Raw genomic sequence first — 24070 nt, 5'->3', positions numbered from 1 at the left:
TTGCGGGAGAGGGGCCGGGGGTGAGGGCAGGCGTGCGGCAAGCATCGCGGCGTCTCACTTCGTTGATACGCCCACCCTCTCCCCAACCCTCTCCCGCAAGCGGGAGAGGGAGCCAGACAGCGGTATGCTGAGGCCCTCAGCCCCGCAACGCCGCCAACACCATCTCCGGCACGAACGGCGGCCGCCGCAGCCGCACCCCGATCGCATCGAACAACGCATTGGCGATCGCCGGCGCCCCCGGCAGCGATGCCGACTCCCCTGCCCCCATCGGCGGCTCTTCCTGCCGCGGCATCAGCACCACCTCGATCGGCGGGATTTCCGGAAACGTCAGCAACGGATAGCTGCCCCACTCGCGGCTGGCGACACCGTCGGCGTCGAAGCGCACCTGCTCCTTCAACACGCGGCTCAAGGCCTGCACCACGTTGCCGTGGATCTGGTGGCGCACGCCATCCGGGTTGACCATCATGCCGGTGTCCTGTCCGACCACCAGTTTCTCCACGGCGATGCGGCCCGTTGCCGCTTCCACGGCCACATCGACCACCCATGCCGCCCATGCCGCGCCGAAGCCCGGGAAGCGGCTGTGGATATAGCGCGCATAGGCAACACCGCGCCCGCGCAGCATGCCGTCGTTGCCAGCGTTGCCGCGCGAACCCTGCACTCCGCGCTGCCAGCCCGCCGCGTCGGCCACCGCGCGCAGCAGTTCGGCGGCGCGCGTGTCGGGCAAATGACGCAGCCGGAAATCGATCGGGTCGACGCCGGCTTCGGCGGCCAGTTCATCGATCACGCATTCATGCGCGAATGAATTCGGCAGCGCCGATACGCCACGCAACCATGACGCGCGCACGATGGCGGGGGTGTCGTCGCAGCCGATGCGGCGCGCGCGGTAGGCATACGGCGGCACCGCGGTGCGGTCGCCCATCTCCAGCGTGCGCGGCGCGTTGGGCACGATGCCGGCGAGCACCAGTGCCAGCGTCGGCGCATCGTTGGACGGATAGCGGCTGGTGAAGTCATAGCCGAGCAGTTCGCCGTCGGCGCCCAGCGTTGCGCTGACATCCATCAACTGGGCCGCACCCTTGGGTTCCCACAGGTGTTCCTGCTCGCGCGACAGCTGCACGCGCACCGGATGGCCGACGGCACGCGACAGCAGCGCGGCATCGGCGCAGACATCGTCCGCGCAGTTGCGGCCGTAGCAGCCGGCGGCTTCCATGCGCACGATCTCGATGCTGTCCTCGCCCAGCCCGCACAGGCGTGCCAGGTCGATGCGCAGCACGTGCGGGTTCTGCGTGCCCGACCATACCGTCAGGCCATCCTCATGCCAGTCGGCGACCGCGCACGATGGGCCGATCGAACCATGCATCTGGTATGGCCAGACGTAATGGCGATCCAGCGTCTTGCCGGCGCCCGCCGCGGGCATCTCGCCGTCGTTCAGCAATTCGCGCCGCGTTGCCGGGTTGGCGCGAAGTGCGGGTTCCGGGTCCGAAAGCGACGGCATCGGCGGCACGGGTTTCCACTGCACCCGCAGTTTGCGCGCGGCAAGCACTGCATACTCTTCGCGCTCGGCCACCACGCCGACGAAGTCGCCCTGCACCACCACGTCGACCAGTCCCGGCACATCGCGCACCGATTCGCGGTCGACCGCGAGCAGGCTGTTGCCGACAAAGTCGCCGCTGTCGCGCCCGGCGTAAGGCGGCCGCACCACGCGCCCATGCAGCATGCCGGGCACGCGCACGTCATGGACGAATGTCAGCACGCCGCGCGCCTTGTCGGGGATATCGACGCGGCCCGCGGGGCGGCCGACGATGCGGTAGGACTCGACCGGCTTGATCGGCACGTCGTCGGCCAGCGGCAGTGCCACATGCCCGCCTTGCACCAGCGTGCCGTAGCCGATGGCGGCGTCGGACCCGCGCACGCGGAACTCGCCGTCCTGCGCTTCGAGCTGGTCGGGCGCGACGCCGAGCTGTTGCGCGGCACGCGCCAGCAGCCACGCGCGTGCCTGCGCCGCGGCTCGGCGCAGCGGGATGGCGGAAATCTGGATCGATGCGCTGGCGATGGTCGGACCCTGGTTGGGGGTGGCTTCGGTATGGCCCAGCACCATGCGCACGCGCGACAGCGGCACGTCGAGTTCCTCCGCCACGATCTGCGCCAGCGCCGTGCGGATGCCGGTGCCCAGGTCGACATGGCCGTTGAAGGCCAGCACCTCGCCACTGTCGCGCACGGCGATGAAGATATCCGGCAGCGCCGGCACGTAGTCCGACGCCGCGCCGGGCTGGCCGGGCGCGGGATGTGCCGCCGCCTGCGGCGCGCGCGTGACCAGCAGCACGCCGGTTGCCTGCAGCAGCGCCAGCCGCAGCGCGCGCGGCGTGGCGGGATCGGCCTGTGCCACGGGTTGCAGGGTCGTTGCCGTCATCGTCTTCCAATCTCCTTCAACGGGGGCGCCGTTATACTGCCAGCCAACAGAGTCAGAGCCACCCAACCATCATGACGAACACCACCGCGGCGAAACCTGCCGCCAAGCGGGCTGCAAAGCGGGCCGCCCCAGGCACGCGAGCCAGGCAGGCGCAGGACAGCCGCGACCGCATACTCAAGGCTGCGATCAAGGTCTTCGCCCAGCGCGGCTACGACGGCGGCCGCATCGAGCGCATTTCGTCGCTGGCCAAGACCTATGACCGGATGATCTACTACTACTTCGGCAGCAAGGAAAAGCTGTTCGTCGAAGTACTGGAGACCATCTACCTGCAGCTCAACGAAGCCGAGCAGCAGCTGGAGCAGGAACTCGACGCCGCCGACCCCGTGCGCGCGCTGTCGCAGCTGATCGACTTCATCTGGCAGTACTACCTCGACCACCCCGAGTTCGTCGCGATCCTGTCCAGCGAGAACATGAGCCAGGGCAAGCACGCGAAGAAGTCGGTCCGGCTCAGGGAAATCTCCAGCTACGCGCTGTCGGTGCTCGACGGGATCCTCACGCGCGGCAAGTCCGCCGGGCTGTTCCGTCCCGAGATCGGCGCGCGCGACGTCTACATGGTGATCGCTTCGCTCGGCTACTTCTACAACTCCAACCATCATACGCTCGGCGCCTTCCTGGGCGAGGCCATGATGAGCCCGCCCGCACTGGCGCACTGGCGCGATGTGATCCAGCAGACAGTGCTGCGCACGGTAACGGTGCCAGGCGCGGTGCCGGAAGCCAGCGTGCCGCCGGCGCTGCCGGCGCGCAAGGCCGCACGCGCCAAGCGGGCGGCCGCGGGCTGAAGCGCGGCGCGGGCGCACCGTCGGCTCAGGCGGCTGCGCGCGCGCCCTCACCCGCGACTTGCGCCAGCGCTTCATCGCGCGTGAGCACGGTCGCGTACTTCTGCGCCATGTCGAACAGGTTGGCGTCGTGCGGTCCGATGGCGCGGTCGCCCACGCAATCGGACACCACCAGCGGGCGGAAGCCCAGCGACATCGCGTCGACCACGCTGGCGCGCACGCAGCCGCTGGTGACGCAGCCGGCCACCAGCAGCGTCTGCACGCCGCGCTGCGTCAGCCACGCCGCCAGCGAGGTGCCGAAGAACGCCGACGGCACCGTCTTGCGCACCACCAGCTCGCCCGGCGCGGGCGCCAGCTCGGGCACGATCTGGCTGTTGTGGCCATCTTCCTTCAGCGTCAGCATGCCGGGCACCTTCAGCGTGAAGATGTTGTGGTCGCTGTCGTCGTCGGCGAACACGATGCGGCTGTGCGCCACCGGCCAGCCCTGCTCGCGTGCGGCGCGCAACAGCGGCTGCGTGTTGCGGATGGCCTCGGGGATATTGCCGCCGCCGAATACCGCCGGATCGGCAAAGCCGTTGACGAAGTCGATGATCAGCAGGCCGTACGGCGCCCTTAGCTCCATCGACGCGCCGAAGCCCTGGCGCTGGTAGGTCTGCACTGCGTCATCCATGGCGCGAGTCCTTGTCTGCCTTGTAGAGCGATGCGGCGGGAGCATGGTGCCCGTCCATCACCTTGCCGCGCACCACCACCGGCTCGCCGTCGAGGCTGACCGTGCAGTGGCGCACCGGGATATCGATATGGCAGGCGGTGGTGCGGCTGCCGCCTGCTTCGTTGTTGGGGCCGAACGAGCACAGGAAATTGCCCTCGTAGGCGCGTGCGTCCATGCCGATGGTGGCTTCGCGGTCGTACATCGCCAGTGCCGACCAGCTGGCGCGCGGCTGCAGGCCCCAGCCGATATGCGACATCGCATACGCTTCGGGGTCGTTGAACGAGGCCATGTAGTCGGCCAACAGCTCGGCATCGACGCCGCCTTCGATGCGGCGCACGTAGCCTGCTTCGACGGTGATGCGGATCGGCGCCTGCAGGTAGGACTTCATCGGCAGCAGGATGTCGCCGCGGTCCAGCACGATGGTGCCGTTGGTGCCGCCCTCGTCCGGCCAGGTCAGCACGAAGCCGCTCGGCCAGTGGTCCCAGCGGCCGGGCTCATCGACAAAGCCGTACTCGCTGATCGCGGGGAACTCGCCCAGGCGGCAGCGCAGGTCCATGCCGGCATCGGACACGATATGCATCTCGCGCGCCTTGCCCAGCCGTTCGGTGGCCGCCTTGACGCGGGCGCGGTCGGCCTCGGTCGGCACCAGCCGTGCCAGCACTTCGGGCGGCTCCACCGCCAGCAAGATCTTAGTGCCGCCGGACAGGATGTCGTGCTGCTCGGGCGAGAACAGCAGCGTCATCAGGTCCAGCACCAGGTCGCTTGCCTTGAGCGCGGCAATGGCTGCCGGGTTGCCGGTCAGCGGCGTGGTGCCGAGATACGCCAGCGCGTCGCGGCTGAGCGCCTTCTCGCCATTGACCGGCGGCAGGTCGAGCCGGTTGACGATGGCGCCCATCGACTGCGCCGCCACCATCGCCGTGCGCAGCGTCTGCGGGTGCGTGGCAGCGCCGGTCAGCACGGTGACGGTCTGCCCCGGTTGCAGCTTCGACAGCGTCAGCACCTGCTTCCACGCCGTGGTGAGGTCGTAATCGCTTACGGGCATGTTCCCTCCTTGATCAGTTCAGCGCCGCGCCGAGGAAGTCTCCGAAGGCATGGTAGAAGCCAGCCTCGTCGTCCCACGGGACCATGTGGCCGGCATTGCCGACATGCGCGACCAGCAGCGCGGGCAGCAGCTTGCGCATTTCCTGCACGTCTTCCTCGCGGATCACGTCGCCGCGGCCCGCGGTCATCAGCAGCGCCGGCACGTCGACCCGCGGCAGGTCGGCGTGGATATCGTCTTCATGGAAGCCGTTGAAGCTGGCCAGGATCGCGCGCTCGTCGCAGGTATGCAGCCATTGCGCGCGCAGGCGCAACTGGTCTTCGGTCCAGGTCGGGCAGAAACGGCGCATGCCTTCCGCGTCGATGCCTTGCTGCGCCAGCCGGATCGAATCGATGTACCACGGCAGTTGCGCCGGATACGCACGGCGGCCCGGGCCCGATACCGGCGGATCGACCAGCACCAGCCGCGTCAGGCCGGCGGGCTTGCTACGCGCGGCGCGGATGCCGATACGCGCGCCCATCGAATGGCCGACGATGGCATAGCGCTGCAGCCCGAGCGCTTCGGCAAGCGCGATCACGTCTGCAGCCTGCGCATCGAGGCTGTAGTCCAGTTCCGCGCCGGCCTGCGACAGGCCGCGGCCGCGCACGTCGAGCACATAGGTATCAAACTGCCGCCCGAACTGCTCGCCGACGAAACCCCAGGTAACCGCCGGGCTGGTGATGCCGGGCACGATGATGACGGAATCACGCTGCGCGCGTGCGCCGTCCTGGCCGCCATAGCGCAGGTAGTGCTGGCGGATGCCGTTGGCATGGACGCTGGCGCCGTAGAGGAAGGTGCTGGTCGTCATGTCCGGCTCCTTCAGTAGGCGCCGGACAGCAGCGCGCCCGCGCCCGGCACCACCGGCTCCAGGCCCAGGCGCTTGAGCATGGCATAAGTAGTGGCGATGGCGGCAGTGACCACCGGCTTGCCGGTCATCGCCTCCACCTTGGCCACCGCCGGCAGCGACGGCATCTGCACGCATGCCGACAGCACGATGACATCGGCATCGGCGAAATCCATCTGCGCGACAATCTCCGGCAGCCGCGACGGGTCGTGGCGGCCGACGTCGAGGTTGTCGGGGATCTCCAGCGCGCGGTAGTCGACCACCTCGTAGCCTTCGTTGCGGATGTAGTCGACCACCAGTTCGGTCAGCGGCTTCATGTACGGCGCCACCACGGCGATGCGCTTGGCTCCCATCACCTTGAGCGCATCGACCAGCGCGCCGGCGCTGGTGATCACCGGCGCGTCGCCGCCGTTCTCGGCGGTGTGCGCCTGCAAGCGCTGCTCGGACACGCGGTGGTAGCCGTGGCCCATCGCCATGATCGCTACCAGGCAGGCATAGCCGAGCACGTCGACGCGGGCGTCGCTCAGTTCCACCGCGCAGCGGTCGGATTCGGCATCCATCGCCGCCAGCTCTTCCTTGACCACCTTCTTCATTCGCATGCGGCTGCCGTGGAAGGTGAAGCGCTCCGGACGCACCAGCTGGCGCGCGGCCAGCATGGCCGGGATCTCGGTTTCCATCGTGGTGTTGGAGCTCGGCACGATCTGGCCGATTCGGAAAACTTTCTGCACTGTCGACTCCGTCATCTGTTTGTCTGTCTACCCGCCTGCCCTGCCCGAATGGCCTTGCATGCTGCGATCGATTGTAGTGTACACACTTTATCCAGGCAAATAGAATCTGCGCCCAACACGATTCACTCGTTCAGTGCATACTTAATTAACCAATCCCTGTTTTTGCGCACAATTTCGCCATATTCAAGCATTGTGCGCGGCACATCATGCAGATATCAGGGTTTTCCATAGGATCACCGTTTTCTTTCTTGCTGTTGATATTTTGAGTGTGTACACTCGTTTTCAACGGCCGGCCGGATTGGTCGCCCAAGCCCCCATCGACCCATGTGTCATTGCCCCAGGAGAAATAACGTGCAAGGCAAACCGCGAATCGCAGTTGTCGGCGCCGGACTCGGAGGAACGGCCGCGGCCGCCCTGCTGCAGCGAGCCGGCTTCCAAGTCAGGCTGTATGAACAGGCACCGGCGTTCTCGCGCCTGGGCGCGGGCATCCACGTCGGGCCCAATGTGATGAAGATCATGCGGCGCATCGGCATCGAGGACGCGCTCAACGACATGGGCTGCCACCCTGACTTCTGGTACAGCCGCGACGGCCTGACCGGCGAAGTGATCGCGCAGATCCCGCTGGGCGACTATGCGGAGCGCCACTATGGCGCCAGCTACCTGACCGTGCACCGCGGCGACTTCCACAAGCTGCTGACCGACGCCGTGGCGCCGGGCACGCTGTTCTTCAACAAGAAGCTGGAAAGCGTCACCGACCAGGGCGACGTGGTCGAACTGCGCTTCACCGACGGCACGGTGGACCAGGCGGATATCGTGATCGGCGCCGACGGCGTCAACTCGCGCATCCGCGAAACCCTGCTGGGCGCCGAGCCGCCCAAGTACACCGGCTACGTGGCGCACCGCGCGGTGTTCCCGATCTCGCGCGTCAAGGGCTACACGCACGAGCGCTGCACCAAGTGGTGGACCGACGACCGCCACATGATGGTGTACTTCGACACCAGCAAGCTGGACGAGATCTACTACGTCACCGGCGTCCCCGAGCCCGAGTGGGACATGAGCAAGAGCTGGGTGCCGAGCAGCATCGAGGAAATGCGTGCCGCGTTCGACGGCTGGCATGAAGGCGTGCAGTCGCTGATCGAAGGCACGGTCGAAGTGACCAAGTGGCCGCTGCTGGAGCGCGACCCGCTGCCGCTGTGGAGCCGCGGCCGCCTGGTGCTGCTGGGCGATGCCTGCCACCCGATGAAGCCGCACATGGCGCAGGGCGCCGCGATGGCGATCGAGGATGCCGCCATGCTGACGCGCTGCTTCACCGAGACCGGCCTGGACGACTACGCCGCCGCGTTCGCGCTGTATGAAGCCAACCGCGCCGAGCGCGCCGGCAAGGTCCAGCTGGTCTCGCACAACAACACATGGCTGCGCAGCAACGAGAACCCGGACTGGTGTTTCGGCTACGATGTGTTCAACGTGCCGCTGGTGTCGGCCGGGTCCGCGCCGCTGTCCGCGGCGGCGTAACGGAGACCCTACGCCTGACCTGAACCCGCACGCCGCAGCCCCTCGCACGAAGGGGCGCGGCGTGCCCGCCGCGTGATCTGCAACCTGCCGCCCCCGATGAACACGCCTCGCCCCCTGACGCTACAAGTCAACCACGCCGAGCACACGCTCAGCGTGGCGCCCGACACGCCGCTGCTCTACATCCTGCGCAACGACCTGGCCTGCAATGGCCCCAAGTACGGTTGCGGCTTGGGCCAGTGCGGTGCGTGCACGGTGCTGGTCGACGGCCTGCCCGCGCGCTCGTGCGTGCTGCCGGTCAGGGCCGCTGTGGGCCACGCGGTCACCACGCTGGAAGGCCTGGGCACGGCGCAGCATCCCGACCCGGTGCAGCAGGCTTTTATCGACGAGCAGGCCGCGCAATGCGGCTATTGCCTGAACGGCATGATCATGACCGCCAAGGCGCTGCTCGCGCAGAATCCCGATCCCGACGAAGCGCAGATCCGCGAGGCGCTGCGCTTCAACCTGTGCCGCTGCGGCACGCATGTGGAAATCGTGCGCGCGGTGCAGCGCGCCGCGGTGCTGATGCGCCAGGCCGGCGAGGGAGCGGCATCGTGAAGCAGGAACTCGTACGGCAGGCCGCGCAAGCCGGCACCTTGGCGGGACATGCACCACCGCCGGCTTCCATGTGTCTCGTCGCCCAGGTGCTGACGCCGCCGGGGCTGCGCTGGATCGACGGCAAGCCGCTGGCACCGCGCCTGCTTGGCGCTGACCGCGATGCCGCCCTGGCGTTGCCCGGCGTTCGTGCGGTCGTGGTGCGCAACCAGTTTGCAGGCGTGGTCGCGGAAAGCGATGCAATGGCGGCCAACGCCGCCGGCGCCCTGCGGGCACGCTGGTCGGCACCGCCTCGCGCGGACGACGCCCCCGTGCCGCGCCACGCGGTTGCGCAGCGCGGCGACGCCACCCGCGCGCTTGCCAGCGCCGCCACGCGCCACGCGCAGCACTACCAGTGGCCGCTGGCCGGCATCCGGACCGAAGCGTTCTGCACCGCGATCGCGGACTGGCGCGACGGCATGCTGCATGTGTGGCTGCCAAGCCCGCGCCCTGGCGCGCTGCGTGAGGAACTGGCTGCGCTGCTGGGCATCGCTCCGCAACAGGTGGCGCTGGCCGGCTGGCAGGCGCCTGCCGATGCGGGCGATCCGGTGCTGCTCGCTCACCACGCAGCCGCCGACGCCGCCCTGCTGGCCCATGCCACCGGCAAACCCGTGATGCGCCGGCTGTGCGCCGACGATATCGGCCTGTCCGGTGCGCAGCTCGCCGTGCGCATCGACACCGCGCAAAGCGGCAATGCCATCGACGCCTACGCCTCGACGCTGGGCGGCACCGCGGCACCGCCCGTGCCGCTGGCACTGTGGCTGACGCATACCGCCTCGCCCGTGACGGACGCGGGCGATACCGGCAACAGCGGCAACACCGGCAGCGCAGCCATGCCGCCCTACCGCATTCCCGATGTCGATGTCGGCACCGCCGGCGCCGTGGCCGCCTTCGATGCCGCACCGCTTGCCGCGGCGCGCGCGCATGTCTTTGCGCGCGAATCCCATCTCGATGAAATTGCCGCCGCATCCGGGACCGATCCGGTCTCGCTGCGGCTCTCGCACCTCGACGACGCGCGAGGCTCGGCACTGGTCAGGCAAGTCAGCGAGCGCGCCGGATGGACCTCATCCGCCCCGCATGCCGCCACATCGGCCGGCAACGTGCGACGCGGCCGCGGCTTTGCCTATGCGCATGCCATCGACCACGATGCCGGCCAGAGCTGGTCGGCATGGGTCGCGGAAGTCGAAGTCGACGGCACCACCGGCGAACTCGCGGTCACGCGCGTGACGGTGGGACATGACAGCGAATCGCTGGCGCCCGCGCCAGCCACACCTGCCGGGCGCTCCCTGGAACAGGCCGTCGCTGACGCCACGCTGCAGTTGACCGCCGCCGTCCCGGCCTTCGACACCTGGCCCGCCACCGATGCGCCTGCCGGCCAATCACTCCCTGCTGTTGCAAGCAGCGCAGCGTTGCCCGAAATCCGCCTCGCAGGCGCGCTCACCGAGCGCGACCAACTGGCCGCGAGCCCGGCCGATACGCTGCCCGCGGCGGCGGCCGTGGCCAACGCCATCTATGACGCTACCGGCGTGCGCCTGCGCACGCCGCCCTTCAGCGCCGAACGCATCCGCCTGGCACTGGCCGAGAGTGAGGGCAAGCGCGCCGGCAAGCGCAGCAAGCGCGGCTGGATCGCCGCCGCTGCCGCGACCGCGGCCGGCCTGTGCGCGACGCTGATGCCGTGGCGCGCGCCGATCGCCCCAGTCGCACCGCCCGAGCCCGGCTTCTATTCCGCGGCGACGCTTGAGCGCGGCCGCCTGGTGGCCGCGGCCGGCGACTGCGCGGTATGCCATACCATGCCCGGCGGCGTAAAGAATGCGGGCGGCCTGCCGCTGGAAACGCCGTTCGGCACGGTCTACAGCACCAACATCACGCCCGACGTGCAGACCGGCATCGGCAACTGGTCGTTCGCCGCCTTCGAGCGCGCCATGCGCGAGGGCATCCACCGCGACGGGCGGCGCCTGTATCCGGCCTTCCCCTACACCGCCTTCGCCAAGGTCAGCGATGCCGACATGCAGGCGCTGTATGCGCACCTGATGTCGGCCGAGCCGGTGAAGTCAGAGGTGCCGCAGACCCGGCTCGCGTTCCCGTTTAATGTGCGCCCTTTGCTGGCGGGCTGGAACCTGCTGTTCCATCGCAACGAACCCTTCAAGCCGGACCCCGCGCGCTCCGCGCAATGGAACCGCGGCGCGTATCTTGCCGAAGGACTGGGCCATTGCAGCGCCTGCCATTCCCCGCGCAACGCCCTCGGCGCCGAGCAGGGCGGCCGCAAGTACCTGACCGGCGGCAGTGCCGAAAACTGGGAAGCGCCGCCGCTGACCGCGCTGTCGCATGCGCCGGTGCCGTGGACCGAGGCGGCGCTGTTCACCTACCTGCGCGGCGGCTTTGCGCCGCATCATGGCGCAGCCGCCGGGCCGATGGCGCCGGTGGTGGAAGAACTCGCGCAGCTGCCCGAAGCGGATGTGCGCGCGATTGCGCATTACGTCGCGTCGTTCGGCTCGCCCGCAGCTTCCGCCGCGCCTTCCGTGCTGGCCGCCCAGGCGGCGCAGATCGAGCAACGCAGCGCGCAGGCCGCGCGCACGCTCGGCGGCCCCGGCGAACGGCTGTACCAAAGCGCCTGCGCGGTATGCCACCAGTCCGAGCAAGGCATCGCACAGTTCGGCGTGAAGCCGTCGCTCGCGCTCAACACCAACCTGCACAGCAAGCTGCCTGACAACGTGATCCAGGTGCTGCTGCGAGGCATGCCCGCGCCGCCCAACAGTGAACTGGGCGCGATGCCGGCCTATGCCGACACCTTCGACGACCGGCAGATCGCGCAACTGGTGCGATACCTGCGCGCGCGCTTTGCCCCCGACCAACCCGCCTGGCAGGACCTGGAGAACACCGTCGCGCGGCTGCGCGCGGCGCCTGCGCACTGAAGACCAGCGGAGGCCTGCGCGGCCGCTCGCCGCGCCTTCCGCATCCATGCTGACAGTATCCGTGCCGTGCCTGGCAAGGCGCCTTGCCACCGGGCAGGGAGACCTGCGCCGACATATCGGCGCGCTGCGCGCCAGGCGCGGGAAAACCCCGAGGAGAGAAACCGCAGTTCGGCCTTGCCCGCCAGTTTCATGTAGCTTACGCTGAACGATCATGTAGTGCGCACTACATGAGTGCCGGCATCGATACCAAAAGGCCGCGCCGCGGTGCCCGCGGCACAAGGACGGCGCACACAAGCGGCAGACGAGACAACAAGACCACAAGATTGGCCCTTTACATCACCGGAAGCGCTGGCCCGGGGCTTGCATAGTCCACCGCCGTGCCGACCGGGAATTCGGGCCCGGACAACCAAGGGTAGACAACAAGGAGTGACTATGTCGTATCAGTATCAGGAAGGTGTTGCGAGAGGACTACCTGGTCAGTTCTGGCCTCGCTAGATTGGGGTAGCCACCATGCTTCGCCGCAGCGCGCCGCGTGGGCTTCCGAATTCAAGATCCAGCCTATAAAGACAAGGTAGACAACATGTCGTCATCAATTTCCTCAATGGCAGCAACGACAATCCCCGAGGCAGCGATCGGCGCGCCCCCGCAGCCAAGCGCGCGGGCATCGTCGTCCCAGACCATCACGATCGAGCAAGGCATCCGCGCAGCCGGCGTCGGCCGGTTCCAGTACCGGCTGTTCGCCATCTTTGGCCTGGTCTGGCTGGCTGACGCGATGCAGGTCCTGTCGATCGGCTTCACCGCACCGTCCATTGCCGCGACCTTTGGCATCCCTGTGCCGACGGCGTTGCAGACCGGAACGATGTTCTTCGTCGGCATGCTGATCGGCGCCTTTGCCTTCGGCCGGCTGGCGGACAGGATCGGCCGCCGGCCGGTGCTGATGATGGCGGTGATCCTTGACGCCATCTGCGGTGTCGCCTCGGCCTTCGCCCCGGATTTCCAGTGGCTCCTGCTGCTGCGTTTCCTGACCGGCATCGGCGTGGGCGGCACGTTGCCGGTCGACTACACCATGATGGCCGAGTTCCTCCCCTCCGACCGGCGCGGCCGCTGGCTGGTGCTGCTGGAGTCCTTCTGGGCCGTCGGCACGATCCTGCTCGCCATCCTTGCCCTGGTCGCGGTTTCGCGAGGCGATGATGCGTGGCGCCTGATTTTCCTCGTCACCGGCCTCCCCGCGCTGGTCGGCGTGGTGGTCCGGCTCTTTGTTCCGGAATCGCCGCTCTACCTGAATAAATCGGGACGCTCGGAAGAGGCGCGCGCGGTGCTTCAGCGCGTTGCCAAGGCCAATCGGGTATCGGCCGAAATCGGGGTGCTGGAGCCGCAGAAGATGGAGCGCAAATCGGTGTTTGCGCTGTTCGCGGCCGGATGCCGGCGCCGCAGCATCTGCCTGCTTGCAGCGTGGATGCTGATCTCGATCGCCTACTACGGTGTCTTTGTCTATCTGCCGGTAAAGCTGGCTGGCCAGGGCTTTGGCTTCATGCGCGGCCAGGTCTTCCTGATCCTGCTCGCGCTGGTGCAGCTCCCCGGCTTCGCGCTCGCCGCGCACGGCGTCGAGCGCTGGGGGCGCAAGCCGACCCTGATCGGCTTCCTGCTGCTCAGCGCCGCAGGTTGCATGCTGTACAGCCTGGGCACGTCCACCGCGCTGATCGTCGGCTCCACCCTGCTGATGAGCTTTGCGCTGCTTGGCACCTGGGGCGCGCTCTACGCCTTCACGCCGGAGGTGTATCCGACGGACCTGCGGGCCAGCGGGATGGGTACCGCCGGTGCGATGGCACGATTCGGCGGCTTGTTCGCCCCTTCGATCATCGCGCCGATCATGGCCACCCAGTTCACGCTGGCACTTGGGTTGCTTTCGTCGTTCCTTGCCGTGGCGGCGTTTGCCATCTTCATGGTGGATATCGAGTCCAAGGACCGCGCGCTGGACTGACGCGCGCCGGCCAAGGCCCACGCTTGCCGGGGACCGGGCCGCAGCCGCGCTGCGGCCCGCTTCCATTACAATCCGGCTACAACGGCGCGGCGGCCGGGTCCACCCGACCCGGCCGCCCGCTTCAGCCGCTTGCCCCTATCCCCGCCGAGCCCTCGCCGCCAGCCATGAAACAAGATCCGCGCTTTCCCAACCTGTTCATCCTCGACCACCCGCTGATCCAGCACAAGCTCTCGCACATGCGCGACAAGGAAACGTCCACGCGCACCTTCCGCGAGCTGCTGCGCGAGATCACGCTGCTGATGGGCTACGAGATCACGCGCAACCTGCCGCTGACCACGCGTCGCATCGACACGCCGCTGGTGGAGCTGGATGCCCCGGTGATCGCCGGCAAGAAGCTGACCATCGTCCCGGTGCTGCGCGCCGGCGTGGGCATGAGCGATGGCCTGGTCGAGCTGATCCCGTCGGCGCGCATCGGCCATATCGGCGTGTACCGCGACGAGCAGCACCGCCCGGTCGAATACCTGGTGCGGCTGCCTGACCTGGAAGACCGCAGCTTTATCCTGTGCGATCCGATGGTGGCCACCGGCTACTCGGCCGCGCACGCGGTGGAAGTGCTCAAGCGCCGCGGCGTCAAGGACGAGGCCATCACCTTCGTCGCGCTGGTGGCGGCGCCGGAAGGCGTGGAGGTGTTCCAGAAGGCGCATCCGAACGTGAAGCTGTACGTGGCCTCGCTGGACAGCCACCTGGATGCGGATGCGTACATCGTGCCGGGCCTGGGCGATGCGGGCGACCGGCTGTTCGGCACCAAGAACTGACACGGGCCGGCCTGGCGCGGGCTTGACCCGCCTCAATAGCCGGCGCCGCATGGCTCCCTACACTGGCGGCAGCCGCTGGCGGTTCTTCCGCCGGCACCTGCCGCCAACCCAATGCCGCCAACCAGGGAGCCAACCATGGAAGCCATCAAGATTCTTTTCAGCACCAGCACCGGCCTGATGAGCCTGGGCGTGATCGCCTTTATCATCGGCATGGGCTGGTTCTTCGCGCGGATGTTCGCGCGCAAGATGCGCGAGGACGCGGCGGCGGCGAAGGCGCAGCAAGGCGCCCAGCGCCACTGAAAGCAAAGGGCCACACTGCGCGGCCCTTGTTCCTTTTCCAGGTCTTTTACTTCTTCTTCCCGAGCAGGCTGCCAAGCACGCCACGAATCAGCTCACGGCCTACCTGCGACCCCACCGTGCGCGCGGCCGACTTGGCCATCGACTCGAGGATCGAGTCGCCGCGCCCGCTCTTGCCGGTGCCCTTGGTCAGCGTGCCGAAGATATCCCCCGCAGTGCCGAGCCAGCCGCCGTCCTGTTCCGCTTCCGGCCTGGCTTCAGGTTTGGCTCCCGGCTGCCTGCCCTTGCCGTTGGCAACCGTCGGCACGTCGCCACGCAGCTTTTCGTAAGCCGATTCGCGATCCACGGCCGTTTCGTAGGTCCCCGCGACCAGCGAGTTCGCGATCAGCTGCCTGCGCTCCTCGTCGGTCGCCGGGCCGATGCGGCTGCCCGGCGGCAGCACCCACGCGCGCTCGGTCACGCACGGCGTGCCCCTGGCGTCCAGGAACGACACCAGCGCCTCGCCCACGCCCAGTTCGCCGATCGCGGTTTCCAGGTCCAGCCCGGGGTTGGCGCGCATGGTGGTGGCGGCCACCTTGACCGCCTTCTGGTCGCGCGGCGTGAACGCGCGCAGCGCGTGCTGCACGCGGTTGCCGAGCTGGCCCAGCACCGTGTCGGGGATGTCGACCGGATTCTGCGTGACGAAATACACCCCCACGCCCTTGGAGCGGATCAGCCGCACCACCTGCTCGATCTTGTCGAGCAACGCCTTGGGCGCGTCATTGAACAGCAGGTGCGCCTCGTCGAAGAAGAACACCAGCCTGGGCTTGTCGAGATCGCCGGCCTCGGGCAGCTTCTCGAACAGCTCGGACAGCATCCACAGCAGGAAGGTCGCATACAGCCGCGGCGAGTTCATCAGCTTGTCCGCCGCCAGGATATTGACCACGCCCTGGCCCTTCTCGGTCTGGATGAAGTCTTCCAGGTTCAGCATCGGCTCGCCGAAGAAGACGTCGCCCCCCTGCGACTCCAGCGCCAGCAGCCCCCGCTGGATCGCGCCGACCGAGGCGGCGGAGATATTGCCGTACTCGGTCGTGAACTGCGAGGCGTTGTCGCCCACGTACTGCAGCATCGCGCGCAGGTCCTTGGCGTCGAGCAGCAGCAGGCCATTGGCATCGGCAATGCGGAACACCAGGTTGAGCACGCCCTGCTGGGTATCGTTGAGCTCCAGCATGCGCGACAGCAGCAGCGGGCCCATGTGCGAGACCGTGGCGCGCACCGGGTGGCCCTTCTGGCCGAACACATCCCACAGCGTGGTCGGGCACCCGCCCCATGCCGGCTCCGGCAGGCCAAGGTCGGCCAGGCGCTGCCTGAGCTTGTCCGACAGCTGGCCGGATTGAGAAATGCCGGTCAGGTCACCTTTGACGTCGGCCATGAACACCGGCACGCCCAGGCGCGAAAAGCCCTGTGCCAGCGTCTGCAGCGTGACGGTCTTGCCGGTGCCGGTGGCGCCCGTGATCAGGCCGTGCCGGTTGCCCATCTGCGGCAGCAGCACCAGCTCGTGTTTGGCGTTCTTGGCGATAAGGATGGGGTCGGCCATGGTCTTCCTGGTAGCAAGTGCCGTGGAACTCGCCACGGGCGCGGCGCGGGCAGGCCCGCGTGATAAAATCCTGGGCTGATTATAGCCAGCCGCCAGGCATATCCGTCACCTGGCGCCCGCGCCTGGCATCCCGCATTCCATCACCGCATAACACCTTTTCCGCCTCGGAGAGCATCATGGCCGGTCACTCGAAATGGGCCAATATCAAACACAAGAAAGCCGCCGCTGACGCCAAGCGCGGCAAGATCTGGACCCGCCTGATCAAGGAAATCACCGTTGCCGCCAAGCTCGGCGGCGGCGATGTCGACTCCAACCCGCGCCTGCGCCTGTCGATCGACAAGGCCATGGACGCGAACATGCCCAAGGACAACATCCAGCGCGCGATCCAGCGCGGCGTGGGCGGCCTGGAGGGTGCCAACTATGAAGAGATCCGCTACGAAGGCTACGGCCTGGCCGGCGCGGCCATCATCGTCGACTGCCTGACCGACAACCGCACCCGTACCGTGGCCGAAGTGCGCCACGCGTTCTCCAAGCATGGCGGCAACATGGGCACCGAAGGCTCGGTGGCATTCATGTTCACGCACTGCGGCCAGTTCCTGTTCGCGCCCGGCACGCCGGAAGACAAGCTGATGGACGCCGCGCTGGAAGCCGGCGCCGACGACGTCGTCACCAATGACGACGGCTCGATCGAAGTGACCTGCCCGCCCAACGATTTCCCGGCGGTCAAGACCGCGCTGGAAGCCGCCGGCTTCAAGGCCGAAGTGGCCGACGTGGTCATGAAGCCGCAGAACGAAGTCAGCTTCGCCGGCGACGACGCGGCCAAAATGCAGAAGCTGCTCGACGCCCTGGAAAACCTCGACGACGTGCAGGAAGTCTTCACCAACGCGGTGATCGAAGACTAAGCTGAAGCAACAAGCCCCCCCATGGCGGCGACCCGGACTCAGACCAGGCCGCCGCCTTTTAGTATCTGTTTCTTTTCTGGCAGTGGATCATGAAAGTATTGGTTGTCGGCTCGGGTGGACGTGAACACGCGCTGGCCTGGAAATTGGCCCAATCCCCCAGGGTACAGGTGGTGTACGTGGCGCCGGGCAACGGCGGGACCGCGCTCGACAAGCGCCTGCAGAATGTTCCGCTGACGGATCCGGAGGTCATCGCCGCCTTTGCCGAGCGTGAAGGCGTGGCCTTTACCGTGGTCGGGCCGGAAGCACCGCTGGCGGCCGGCATCGTCGATATCTTCCGCGCCAAGGGCCTGCGCATCTTCGGGCCGAGCAAGGCGGCCGCGCAGCTCGAATCGTCAAAGGACTTCGCCAAGGCGTTCATGCAGCGCCACGGCATCCCGACGGCCGCCTACCAGACCTTCTCCGATGCCGCCCAGGCGCATGCCTATATCGACGCGCAGGGCGCGCCGATTGTGATCAAGGCCGACGGCCTGGCCGCGGGCAAGGGCGTGGTGGTGGCGATGTCGCTGGAAGAAGCCCACACCGCGGTCGACATGATGCTGGCCGACAACAAGCTGGGCGATGCCGGCGCGCGCGTCGTGATCGAGGAATTCCTGGAGGGCGAGGAAGCCAGCTTCATCGTGCTGGTCGACGGCAAGAACGTGCTGGCGCTGGCCACCAGCCAGGATCACAAGCGCCTGCTGGACGCCGACGCCGGTCCCAACACCGGCGGCATGGGCGCCTACTCCCCCGCCCCGGTGGTCACGCCCGCACTGCACGCGCGCGCGCTGCGCGAGATCATCCTGCCGACCGTGCGCGGCATGGAAAAGGACGGCATCCCGTACACCGGCTTCCTGTACGCCGGCCTGATGATCGACAAGGACGGCAACCTGAAGACGCTGGAATTCAACTGCCGCATGGGCGACCCGGAAACCCAGCCGATCCTGGCGCGCCTGAAGACCGACCTGGTCGACGTGATGGAGCACGCCGTCGACGGCAAGCTCGACAGCATCGAGCTGGACTGGGACCGCCGCACCGCGCTGGGCGTGGTAATGGCCGCCCACAACTACCCGGAAAACCCGCGCAAGGGCGATGTCATCACCGGCATCCCGGCCGAGACCGACGACAGCGTGACCTTCCACGCCGGTACCACGCTCAAGGACGGCACCCTGCTGACCACGGGCGGGCGCGTGCTGTGCGTGGTCGGGCTGGCCGACACCGTCAAGGCCGCGCAGCGCGCCGCCTATGCCGCGGTCGAGCAGATCCGGTTCGACGGCATGCAGTACCGGACCGATATCGGTTACCGCGCCATCAAGCGCTGATTGGCCGCCGGCGGGACCTCAGCGGGCCCTGGGCGACCAACAGGCCGCCCCAGCCGGTACAATCGTGACAATGCTGTGACGCACCCGGCAGCCGGCTGGCTGCCGGACTGCCATCCGGCCGGTCCATTCGTCGGTTTATCCGATTCAGCCCACCATGATCGATTCCCAGGCAGTCCGTGCCTATCTGCTCGGTCTGCAAGACCGCATCACCGATGCCATTGGCGCCATCGACGGCCAGCCGTTCCTGACCGACGCCTGGGAGAAACCGCCCACCGAACGCCTGCGCGGCAGCGGCCGTACCCGCATCCTGGAAGGCGGCGCGGTGATGGAGCGCGCCGGCGTGGGCTTTTCCCACGTCAGCGGCGAAACCCTGCCGCCATCGGCCAGCGCCAACCGGCCCGAACTGGCCGGGCGCAGCTTCGAGGCGATGGGCGTATCGCTGGTGTTCCACCCGCGCAATCCCTACGTGCCCACGGTCCACATGAACGTGCGCTGCTTCGTGGCGGTAAAGCCCGACGCCGAGCCGGTCTGGTGGTTCGGCGGCGGCATGGACCTGACGCCCTACTATGGCAACGCCGGCGACTGCACGCATTTCCACCGCACCTGCAAGCAGGCGCTGTCGCCATATGGCGACGAGCTGTATCCGCGCTTCAAGCAGTGGTGCGACGAGTATTTCTTCCTGAAGCACCGCAATGAGGCGCGCGGTGTGGGCGGGATCTTCTTCGACGACTTCTCGGCGCTGGGCTTCGAGCGCAGCTTCGCCATGATGCAATCGGTCGGCGATGCCTTCCTGGACGCCTACCTGCCCATCCTGGAGGCTCGCAAGGACATGCCCTACGGCGAGCGCGAGCGCGGCTTCCAGGCCTACCGGCGCGGGCGTTATGTCGAATTCAACCTGGTGTTCGACCGCGGCACGCTGTTCGGCCTGCAGTCGGGCGGACGCGCCGAATCCATTCTGATGTCGATGCCGCCGCTGGTGACCTGGCGCTATGACTGGCAACCTGAAGCGGGCAGCCCCGAAGCGGCGCTGTACACCGACTTCCTGCCGGCACGCGACTGGGCCTGACGGCAGACCTATGGCCAATCCCGCGCAAGACCATACGCCCGCCGCCAACGCGGGCGACCTTCCCGCCCGGCCCTACCGACTGGGTATCCTCGGCGGCACCTTTGACCCGCCCCATGTCGGCCACCTGGCGCTGGCGCGGCTGTGCATCGACCACCTGGGCCTGGACGAGCTGGTGTGGATCCCCACCGGCCAGTCGTGGCAGAAGGGCACCGACGTGACGCCTGCGGGGGACCGCCTGGCCATGACCGAACTGGCCGCGGCCGCCCTGGGCGACACCGGCGCCAGGGTCCGCGTCAGCCGCATGGAAGTCGAGCGCGCCGGCCCCAGCTACACCATCGACACCGTGCGCCAGCTGCGCGACGAATACGGCCCCCAGGCCTCGCTGTGCTGGCTGATGGGCGCCGACCAGTTGCTGCGCCTGCACACCTGGCACGGCTGGCAGGAACTGTTCGAGCACGTCCACCTGTGCACCGCCACCCGCCCGCGCTTCGAGCTGGCCGCGCTGGAAGGCCCGGTGCTGGAAGCGCTGTCGCAGCGCCAGGCCGACACGACCCTGATACAATGCACGCCCTCCGGCCGGATGTGGATCGACCAGACGCTCGCCGTCGACCTGTCTTCCACCCACCTGCGCCAGCGCCTTGCGGCCGGCCAACCGGCAGATGACCAACTGCCGCCGGGCGTGGCACACTACATCGCCAGCCACGGGCTGTACCGCGACGCCCCGGCCAGGGCCTGACCCGGTTGCCCGCAACCGGCGCCCACCACCCAACCGATCTCAGCTGAACAAGAAGACACCATGGATATTCGTAAACTGCAACGCGCCATCGTCGACGGCCTCGAGGATGTCAAAGCGCAGGACATCAAGGTGTACGACACCAGCCACCTGACCGAACTGTTCGACCGGGTGGTGATTGCCAGCGGGACCTCCAACCGCCAGACCAAGGCGCTGGCAGCGTCGGTGCGGGATATGGTGAAGGAAGCCGGCGGCCATATCGTGGCGGTCGAAGGCCTGGAGACGGGCGAGTGGGTGCTGGTCGACTGCGGCGACGCCGTGGTCCATATCCTGCAGCCGCAGCTGCGCCTGTACTACAACCTCGAAGAAATCTGGGGCGACAAGCCGGTGCGCATGAAGCTGGCCACCGGTGCCCGCGGCCTGGCCAAGGCCAGCGAGCCGATGGAAGAGGATGAGGACGAAGTCCCGGCCGCGCGCGGCACGCGCCGCGCCAGCAGCCTGCGTCCGGCACTGGCCCGCCTGCCCGAAGGCATGAAGGAGCCGTCGCCGCCGATGGGCCACGAGGACACCGACCCGGACGCGATCGCCACGGTGCGCAAGCCGGCACGCAAGACTGCCACCAAGACGGCAGCCACCAAGACCGCCGGCACCCGCGCCGCCGCGCCGCGCAAGACCGCCGCCGGCACCACGGCGCGCAAGACCGCAACCCGGACGGCGACGAAGACTGCCACGAAGACCGCCACGAAGACGGCTGGCAAGACCGCTGGCAAGACGGCCACCAAGACCGCGGCAGCCAAGCCGGCCGCGCGCAAGCGCACCACCCGCTCGGCCTGATGCCGCGGCGCGCGGCCGCCTGACGGCCGCGTCGCCTGCACTGGCCCCTGCCCCGCCGCAAACCCGCCCCCATGCAACTGGTAATCGTGGCCGTCGGCCACAAGATGCCCGCCTGGATCGAAACCGGCTTCAACGAGTATGCCAAGCGCATGCCGCCCGAGCTGCGCATCGAGCTGCGCGAGGTCAAGCCGGAAGCCCGGTCCTCCAGCAACAACGCCGCCACGGTGATGCAGCGCGAAGCCGCGCGCATCGACACCGTGCTGGGCTCGCTGTCGAAGCAGTGCCGCATCGTCGCGCTGGATGAACGCGGCCGCGACTTCACCACCGTGCAACTGGCTGCGCAGCTGACCGACTGGCAGCGCGAGGGCGGCGATGTCGCCTTCCTGATCGGCGGCGCCGACGGGCTCGACCCGTCACTGAAGGCGCGCGCCAATACGCTGATCCGCCTGTCCAGCCTGACGCTGCCGCACGGCATGGTGCGCGTGCTGCTGGCCGAGCAGTTGTACCGGGCCTGGTCGGTCACGCAGAACCACCCCTACCACCGCGCCTGACACGGAACCGCGCCGCCGCGGGGGTTACAATTCACGCCACTGCCGGCCCGCCGCCGGCAGCTCCAGACCCCCGCCTGCCGCGATGCACGACTACCTCTACCTCGCCTCCCAAAGCCCGCGCCGCCGCGAACTGCTGACCCAGCTGGGCGTACGCTACGAGTTGCTGCTTGCCGCTGACGACGAAGACGCCGAGGCGCTGGAAGCCGTCCTGCCCGGCGAAACTCCCGACGACTACGTGCAGCGCGTCTGTGCGCTGAAGGCCGAAGCCGCGCTGCGGCGCCGAGAGCGCCGCGCCCTGCCCGACGCGCCGGTGCTGACCTCCGACACCACCGTCTGCCTGGGCGGCCGCATCCTCGGCAAACCCGACGATGCCGCCGATGCGCAGGCCATGCTGGCCGCGCTGGCCGGCAGCACGCACCGCGTGCTCACGGCGGTCACGGTGGTTTCCACGCTCGGCATGCATCACGCGCTATCGGTCTCCGAAGTGACCTTCCGCCCGCTGCAACCGGACGAGATTGCGCGCTACGTCGCCAGCGGCGAGCCTCTCGGCAAGGCCGGCGCGTACGGGATTCAGGGCCGCGCGGCGGAGTTCGTCGAGCGTATCGCCGGCAGCTATTCAGGTATCATGGGCTTGCCCTTGTTTGAGACGGCGGCGTTACTTCGCCAGGCCCGCCTGCAGTTCTGAGCCCCGGCCGCGCCGCCGCCCAGGACAAGACCCGGCCGCGCCGGGCAACCCAATACCGCCGGACCACCGGCGACCGCGTTTCACCGCTATGACTGAAGACATCCTCGTCAACATCACGCCCCAGGAGACGCGCGTTGCCATCGTGCAGCAGGCTGCCGTCCAGGAACTGCACGTCGAACGCACGCTCACGCGCGGGCTGGTCGGCAATATCTACCTGGGCAAGGTGGTGCGCGTGCTGCCCGGCATGCAGTCCGCCTTCATCGACATCGGCCTGGAGCGCGCCGCGTTCCTGCACGTGGCCGATATCTGGCACCCGCGCGACAACGACCGCAACGGCGGCACCCCGCAGCTGGCGATCGAGAAGACCCTGTTCGAAGGCCAGGCGCTGATGGTGCAGGTGATCAAGGACCCGATCGGCACCAAGGGGGCACGGTTGTCGACGCAGGTGAGCATCGCCGGGCGCACGCTGGTGTACCTGCCGCAGGACCCGCATATCGGCATCTCGCAGCGCATCGAAGGCGAAGTGGATCGCGAAGCGCTGCGCAGCCGCGTGCAGGGCCTGGTGCCGGCCGACGAGCGCGGCGGCTTTATCGTGCGCACCATCGCCGAAGAAGCGACCGACGAGGAACTCGGCAACGATATCGCCTACCTGCGCAAGATCTGGGGCGCGATCCGCCAGAACGCCACCACGCTGCCGGCACCGGCGCTGCTCTACCAGGACCTGAACCTGGCCCAGCGCGTGCTGCGCGACTTCATCAACGACGCCACCGGCGTGATCCAGATCGACTCGCGCGAGAACTACCAGATGCTGGTGGATTTCGCCAAGGAGTACACGCCCGCGGTGCTGGCGCGCCTGTCGCACTACACCGGCGAGCGGCCGATCTTCGACCTGTTCAATATCGACGCCGAGATCGAGAAGGCGTTGTCGCGCCGGGTCGACCTGAAGTCAGGCGGCTACCTGATGATCGACCAGACCGAGGCGATGACGACGATCGACGTCAACACCGGCGGCTACGTGGGCGCGCGCAATTTCGACGACACCATCTTCAAGACCAACCTGGAGGCGGCCCACACCATCGCGCGGCAACTGCGGCTGCGCAACCTCGGCGGCATCATCATCATCGATTTCATCGATATGGAGAATGCCGAACACCGCGAAGCGGTGCTCTCCGAACTCAAGCGCGCGCTGTCGCGCGACCGCACCCGCATCACGGTCAATAATTTCTCCCAACTCGGGCTGGTAGAGATGACGCGCAAGCGCACGCGCGAATCGCTGGCGCACGTGCTGTGCGAGCAATGTCCGGTGTGCCAGGGCAAGGGCCAGGTCAAGACGCCGCGCACGGTGTGCTACGACATCCTGCGCGAGATCATGCGCGAATCGCGCCAGTTCAATCCGCGCGAATTCCGCATCCTGGCCTCGCAGGAAGTCATCGACCTGTTCCTGGAAGAAGAAAGCCAGCACCTGGCGATGCTCGGCGATTTCATCGGCAAGCCGATCTCCTTGCAGGTCGAATCGACCTTCCACCAGGAGCAGTACGACATCATCCTGATGTAGTCATGCCCTGACACCTGGCTGGGGGATGGTCCTACTCCTAATTTGTCTTCGATCCGCTATA

At 67.9% G+C, this 24070-nt stretch carries 21 protein-coding genes; 15 read left to right on the top strand and 6 right to left on the bottom strand.

The window, feature by feature from the left end; translation table 11 throughout:
- Positions 1–136 precede the first annotated feature (136 nt).
- Positions 137–2407, bottom strand: a complete 2271-nt coding sequence (locus VSR71_RS11270) for a xanthine dehydrogenase family protein molybdopterin-binding subunit (protein WP_342913946.1) — start codon at positions 2405–2407, stop codon at positions 137–139.
- A 71-nt stretch (positions 2408–2478) separates the two neighbouring features.
- Here VSR71_RS11270 and VSR71_RS11265 point away from each other — a divergent pair, with 71 nt between their 5' ends.
- A complete protein-coding gene (locus VSR71_RS11265; protein WP_342913945.1) occupies positions 2479–3246 on the top strand; it encodes a TetR/AcrR family transcriptional regulator in 768 nt (255 codons plus the stop codon).
- A 25-nt stretch (positions 3247–3271) separates the two neighbouring features.
- Here VSR71_RS11265 and VSR71_RS11260 read toward each other — a convergent pair whose 3' ends face one another.
- Genes VSR71_RS11260 through VSR71_RS11245 form a run of 4 tightly spaced genes read right to left on the bottom strand, consistent with a single transcriptional unit; the run spans position 3272 to position 6602 of the window.
- Positions 3272–3913 (bottom strand): N-carbamoylsarcosine amidohydrolase, encoded by a 642-nt coding sequence (locus VSR71_RS11260; RefSeq protein WP_342913944.1) that lies wholly within the window; start codon positions 3911–3913, stop codon positions 3272–3274.
- Entirely contained in the window at positions 3906–4994 is a 1089-nt protein-coding gene (locus VSR71_RS11255; RefSeq protein ID WP_342913943.1) for a 2,5-dihydroxypyridine 5,6-dioxygenase, read from the bottom strand. Before VSR71_RS11255 ends, VSR71_RS11260 begins: the two co-directional genes overlap by 8 nt.
- Positions 4995–5007: 13 nt before the next feature.
- Positions 5008–5838 carry an alpha/beta hydrolase gene (locus tag VSR71_RS11250; protein WP_342913942.1) on the bottom strand — a complete coding sequence of 277 codons (831 nt, stop codon included), beginning with the start codon at positions 5836–5838 and terminating at the stop codon, positions 5008–5010.
- Between the two features lie 11 nt (positions 5839–5849).
- On the bottom strand, positions 5850–6602 hold the full coding sequence (locus VSR71_RS11245; RefSeq protein ID WP_284183104.1) for a maleate cis-trans isomerase family protein: 753 nt from the start codon (positions 6600–6602) through the stop codon (positions 5850–5852).
- 351 nt (positions 6603–6953) lie between these two features.
- Here VSR71_RS11245 and VSR71_RS11240 point away from each other — a divergent pair, with 351 nt between their 5' ends.
- The 6 genes from VSR71_RS11240 to VSR71_RS11215 all read left to right on the top strand — a co-directional run bounded on the left by VSR71_RS11240 (position 6954) and on the right by VSR71_RS11215 (position 14752).
- Complete coding sequence (locus VSR71_RS11240; RefSeq protein ID WP_342913941.1) at positions 6954–8114, top strand: FAD-dependent monooxygenase; 1161 nt, start codon at positions 6954–6956, stop codon at positions 8112–8114.
- Positions 8115–8210: 96 nt separating this feature from the next.
- Positions 8211–8708, top strand: a complete 498-nt coding sequence (locus VSR71_RS11235; RefSeq protein WP_342913940.1) for a (2Fe-2S)-binding protein — start codon at positions 8211–8213, stop codon at positions 8706–8708.
- A gap of 68 nt (positions 8709–8776) precedes the next feature.
- Positions 8777–11656 carry a c-type cytochrome gene (locus VSR71_RS11230; RefSeq protein ID WP_428979390.1) on the top strand — a complete coding sequence of 960 codons (2880 nt, stop codon included), beginning with the start codon at positions 8777–8779 and terminating at the stop codon, positions 11654–11656.
- A 580-nt stretch (positions 11657–12236) separates the two neighbouring features.
- Entirely contained in the window at positions 12237–13637 is a 1401-nt protein-coding gene (locus VSR71_RS11225; RefSeq protein WP_342913938.1) for an MFS transporter, read from the top strand.
- 164 nt (positions 13638–13801) lie between these two features.
- Complete coding sequence (gene upp, locus VSR71_RS11220; RefSeq protein WP_342913937.1) at positions 13802–14452, top strand: uracil phosphoribosyltransferase; 651 nt, start codon at positions 13802–13804, stop codon at positions 14450–14452.
- A 135-nt stretch (positions 14453–14587) separates the two neighbouring features.
- A complete protein-coding gene (locus VSR71_RS11215) occupies positions 14588–14752 on the top strand; it encodes a DUF3149 domain-containing protein (protein ID WP_342913936.1) in 165 nt (54 codons plus the stop codon).
- A gap of 46 nt (positions 14753–14798) precedes the next feature.
- Here the strand turns inward: VSR71_RS11215 and VSR71_RS11210 are convergent, their stop codons facing one another.
- Positions 14799–16325, bottom strand: a complete 1527-nt coding sequence (locus tag VSR71_RS11210; RefSeq protein ID WP_342913935.1) for a helicase HerA-like C-terminal domain-containing protein — start codon at positions 16323–16325, stop codon at positions 14799–14801.
- 176 nt (positions 16326–16501) lie between these two features.
- Here VSR71_RS11210 and VSR71_RS11205 point away from each other — a divergent pair, with 176 nt between their 5' ends.
- From VSR71_RS11205 to rng, 8 genes are all read left to right on the top strand, one after another.
- Positions 16502–17227, top strand: coding sequence for a YebC/PmpR family DNA-binding transcriptional regulator (locus VSR71_RS11205; protein ID WP_342913934.1), 726 nt, complete (start codon positions 16502–16504; stop codon positions 17225–17227).
- An 89-nt stretch (positions 17228–17316) separates the two neighbouring features.
- Positions 17317–18585: a phosphoribosylamine--glycine ligase gene (purD, locus tag VSR71_RS11200; RefSeq protein ID WP_342913933.1), complete on the top strand. Its 1269-nt coding sequence runs from the start codon at positions 17317–17319 to the stop codon at positions 18583–18585.
- 154 nt (positions 18586–18739) lie between these two features.
- Positions 18740–19651, top strand: a complete 912-nt coding sequence (hemF, locus tag VSR71_RS11195) for an oxygen-dependent coproporphyrinogen oxidase (RefSeq protein WP_342913932.1) — start codon at positions 18740–18742, stop codon at positions 19649–19651.
- Between the two features lie 10 nt (positions 19652–19661).
- Positions 19662–20387: a nicotinate-nucleotide adenylyltransferase gene (locus tag VSR71_RS11190; RefSeq protein ID WP_342913931.1), complete on the top strand. Its 726-nt coding sequence runs from the start codon at positions 19662–19664 to the stop codon at positions 20385–20387.
- Positions 20388–20447: 60 nt separating this feature from the next.
- A complete protein-coding gene (gene rsfS / locus VSR71_RS11185; RefSeq protein ID WP_342913930.1) occupies positions 20448–21218 on the top strand; it encodes a ribosome silencing factor in 771 nt (256 codons plus the stop codon).
- 71 nt (positions 21219–21289) lie between these two features.
- Complete coding sequence (gene rlmH / locus VSR71_RS11180) at positions 21290–21769, top strand: 23S rRNA (pseudouridine(1915)-N(3))-methyltransferase RlmH (protein WP_342913929.1); 480 nt, start codon at positions 21290–21292, stop codon at positions 21767–21769.
- 82 nt (positions 21770–21851) lie between these two features.
- Positions 21852–22454, top strand: coding sequence for a nucleoside triphosphate pyrophosphatase (locus VSR71_RS11175; RefSeq protein ID WP_342913928.1), 603 nt, complete (start codon positions 21852–21854; stop codon positions 22452–22454).
- An 88-nt stretch (positions 22455–22542) separates the two neighbouring features.
- Positions 22543–24009: a ribonuclease G gene (gene rng / locus VSR71_RS11170; protein ID WP_342913927.1), complete on the top strand. Its 1467-nt coding sequence runs from the start codon at positions 22543–22545 to the stop codon at positions 24007–24009.
- Positions 24010–24070: the final 61 nt, after the last annotated feature.

The sequence above is a fragment of the Cupriavidus oxalaticus genome, assembly GCF_038900635.1.
Taxonomy (GTDB): Bacteria; Pseudomonadota; Gammaproteobacteria; order Burkholderiales; family Burkholderiaceae; genus Cupriavidus; species Cupriavidus oxalaticus_B.
This window is presented reverse-complemented; position numbering and strand designations above follow the sequence as displayed.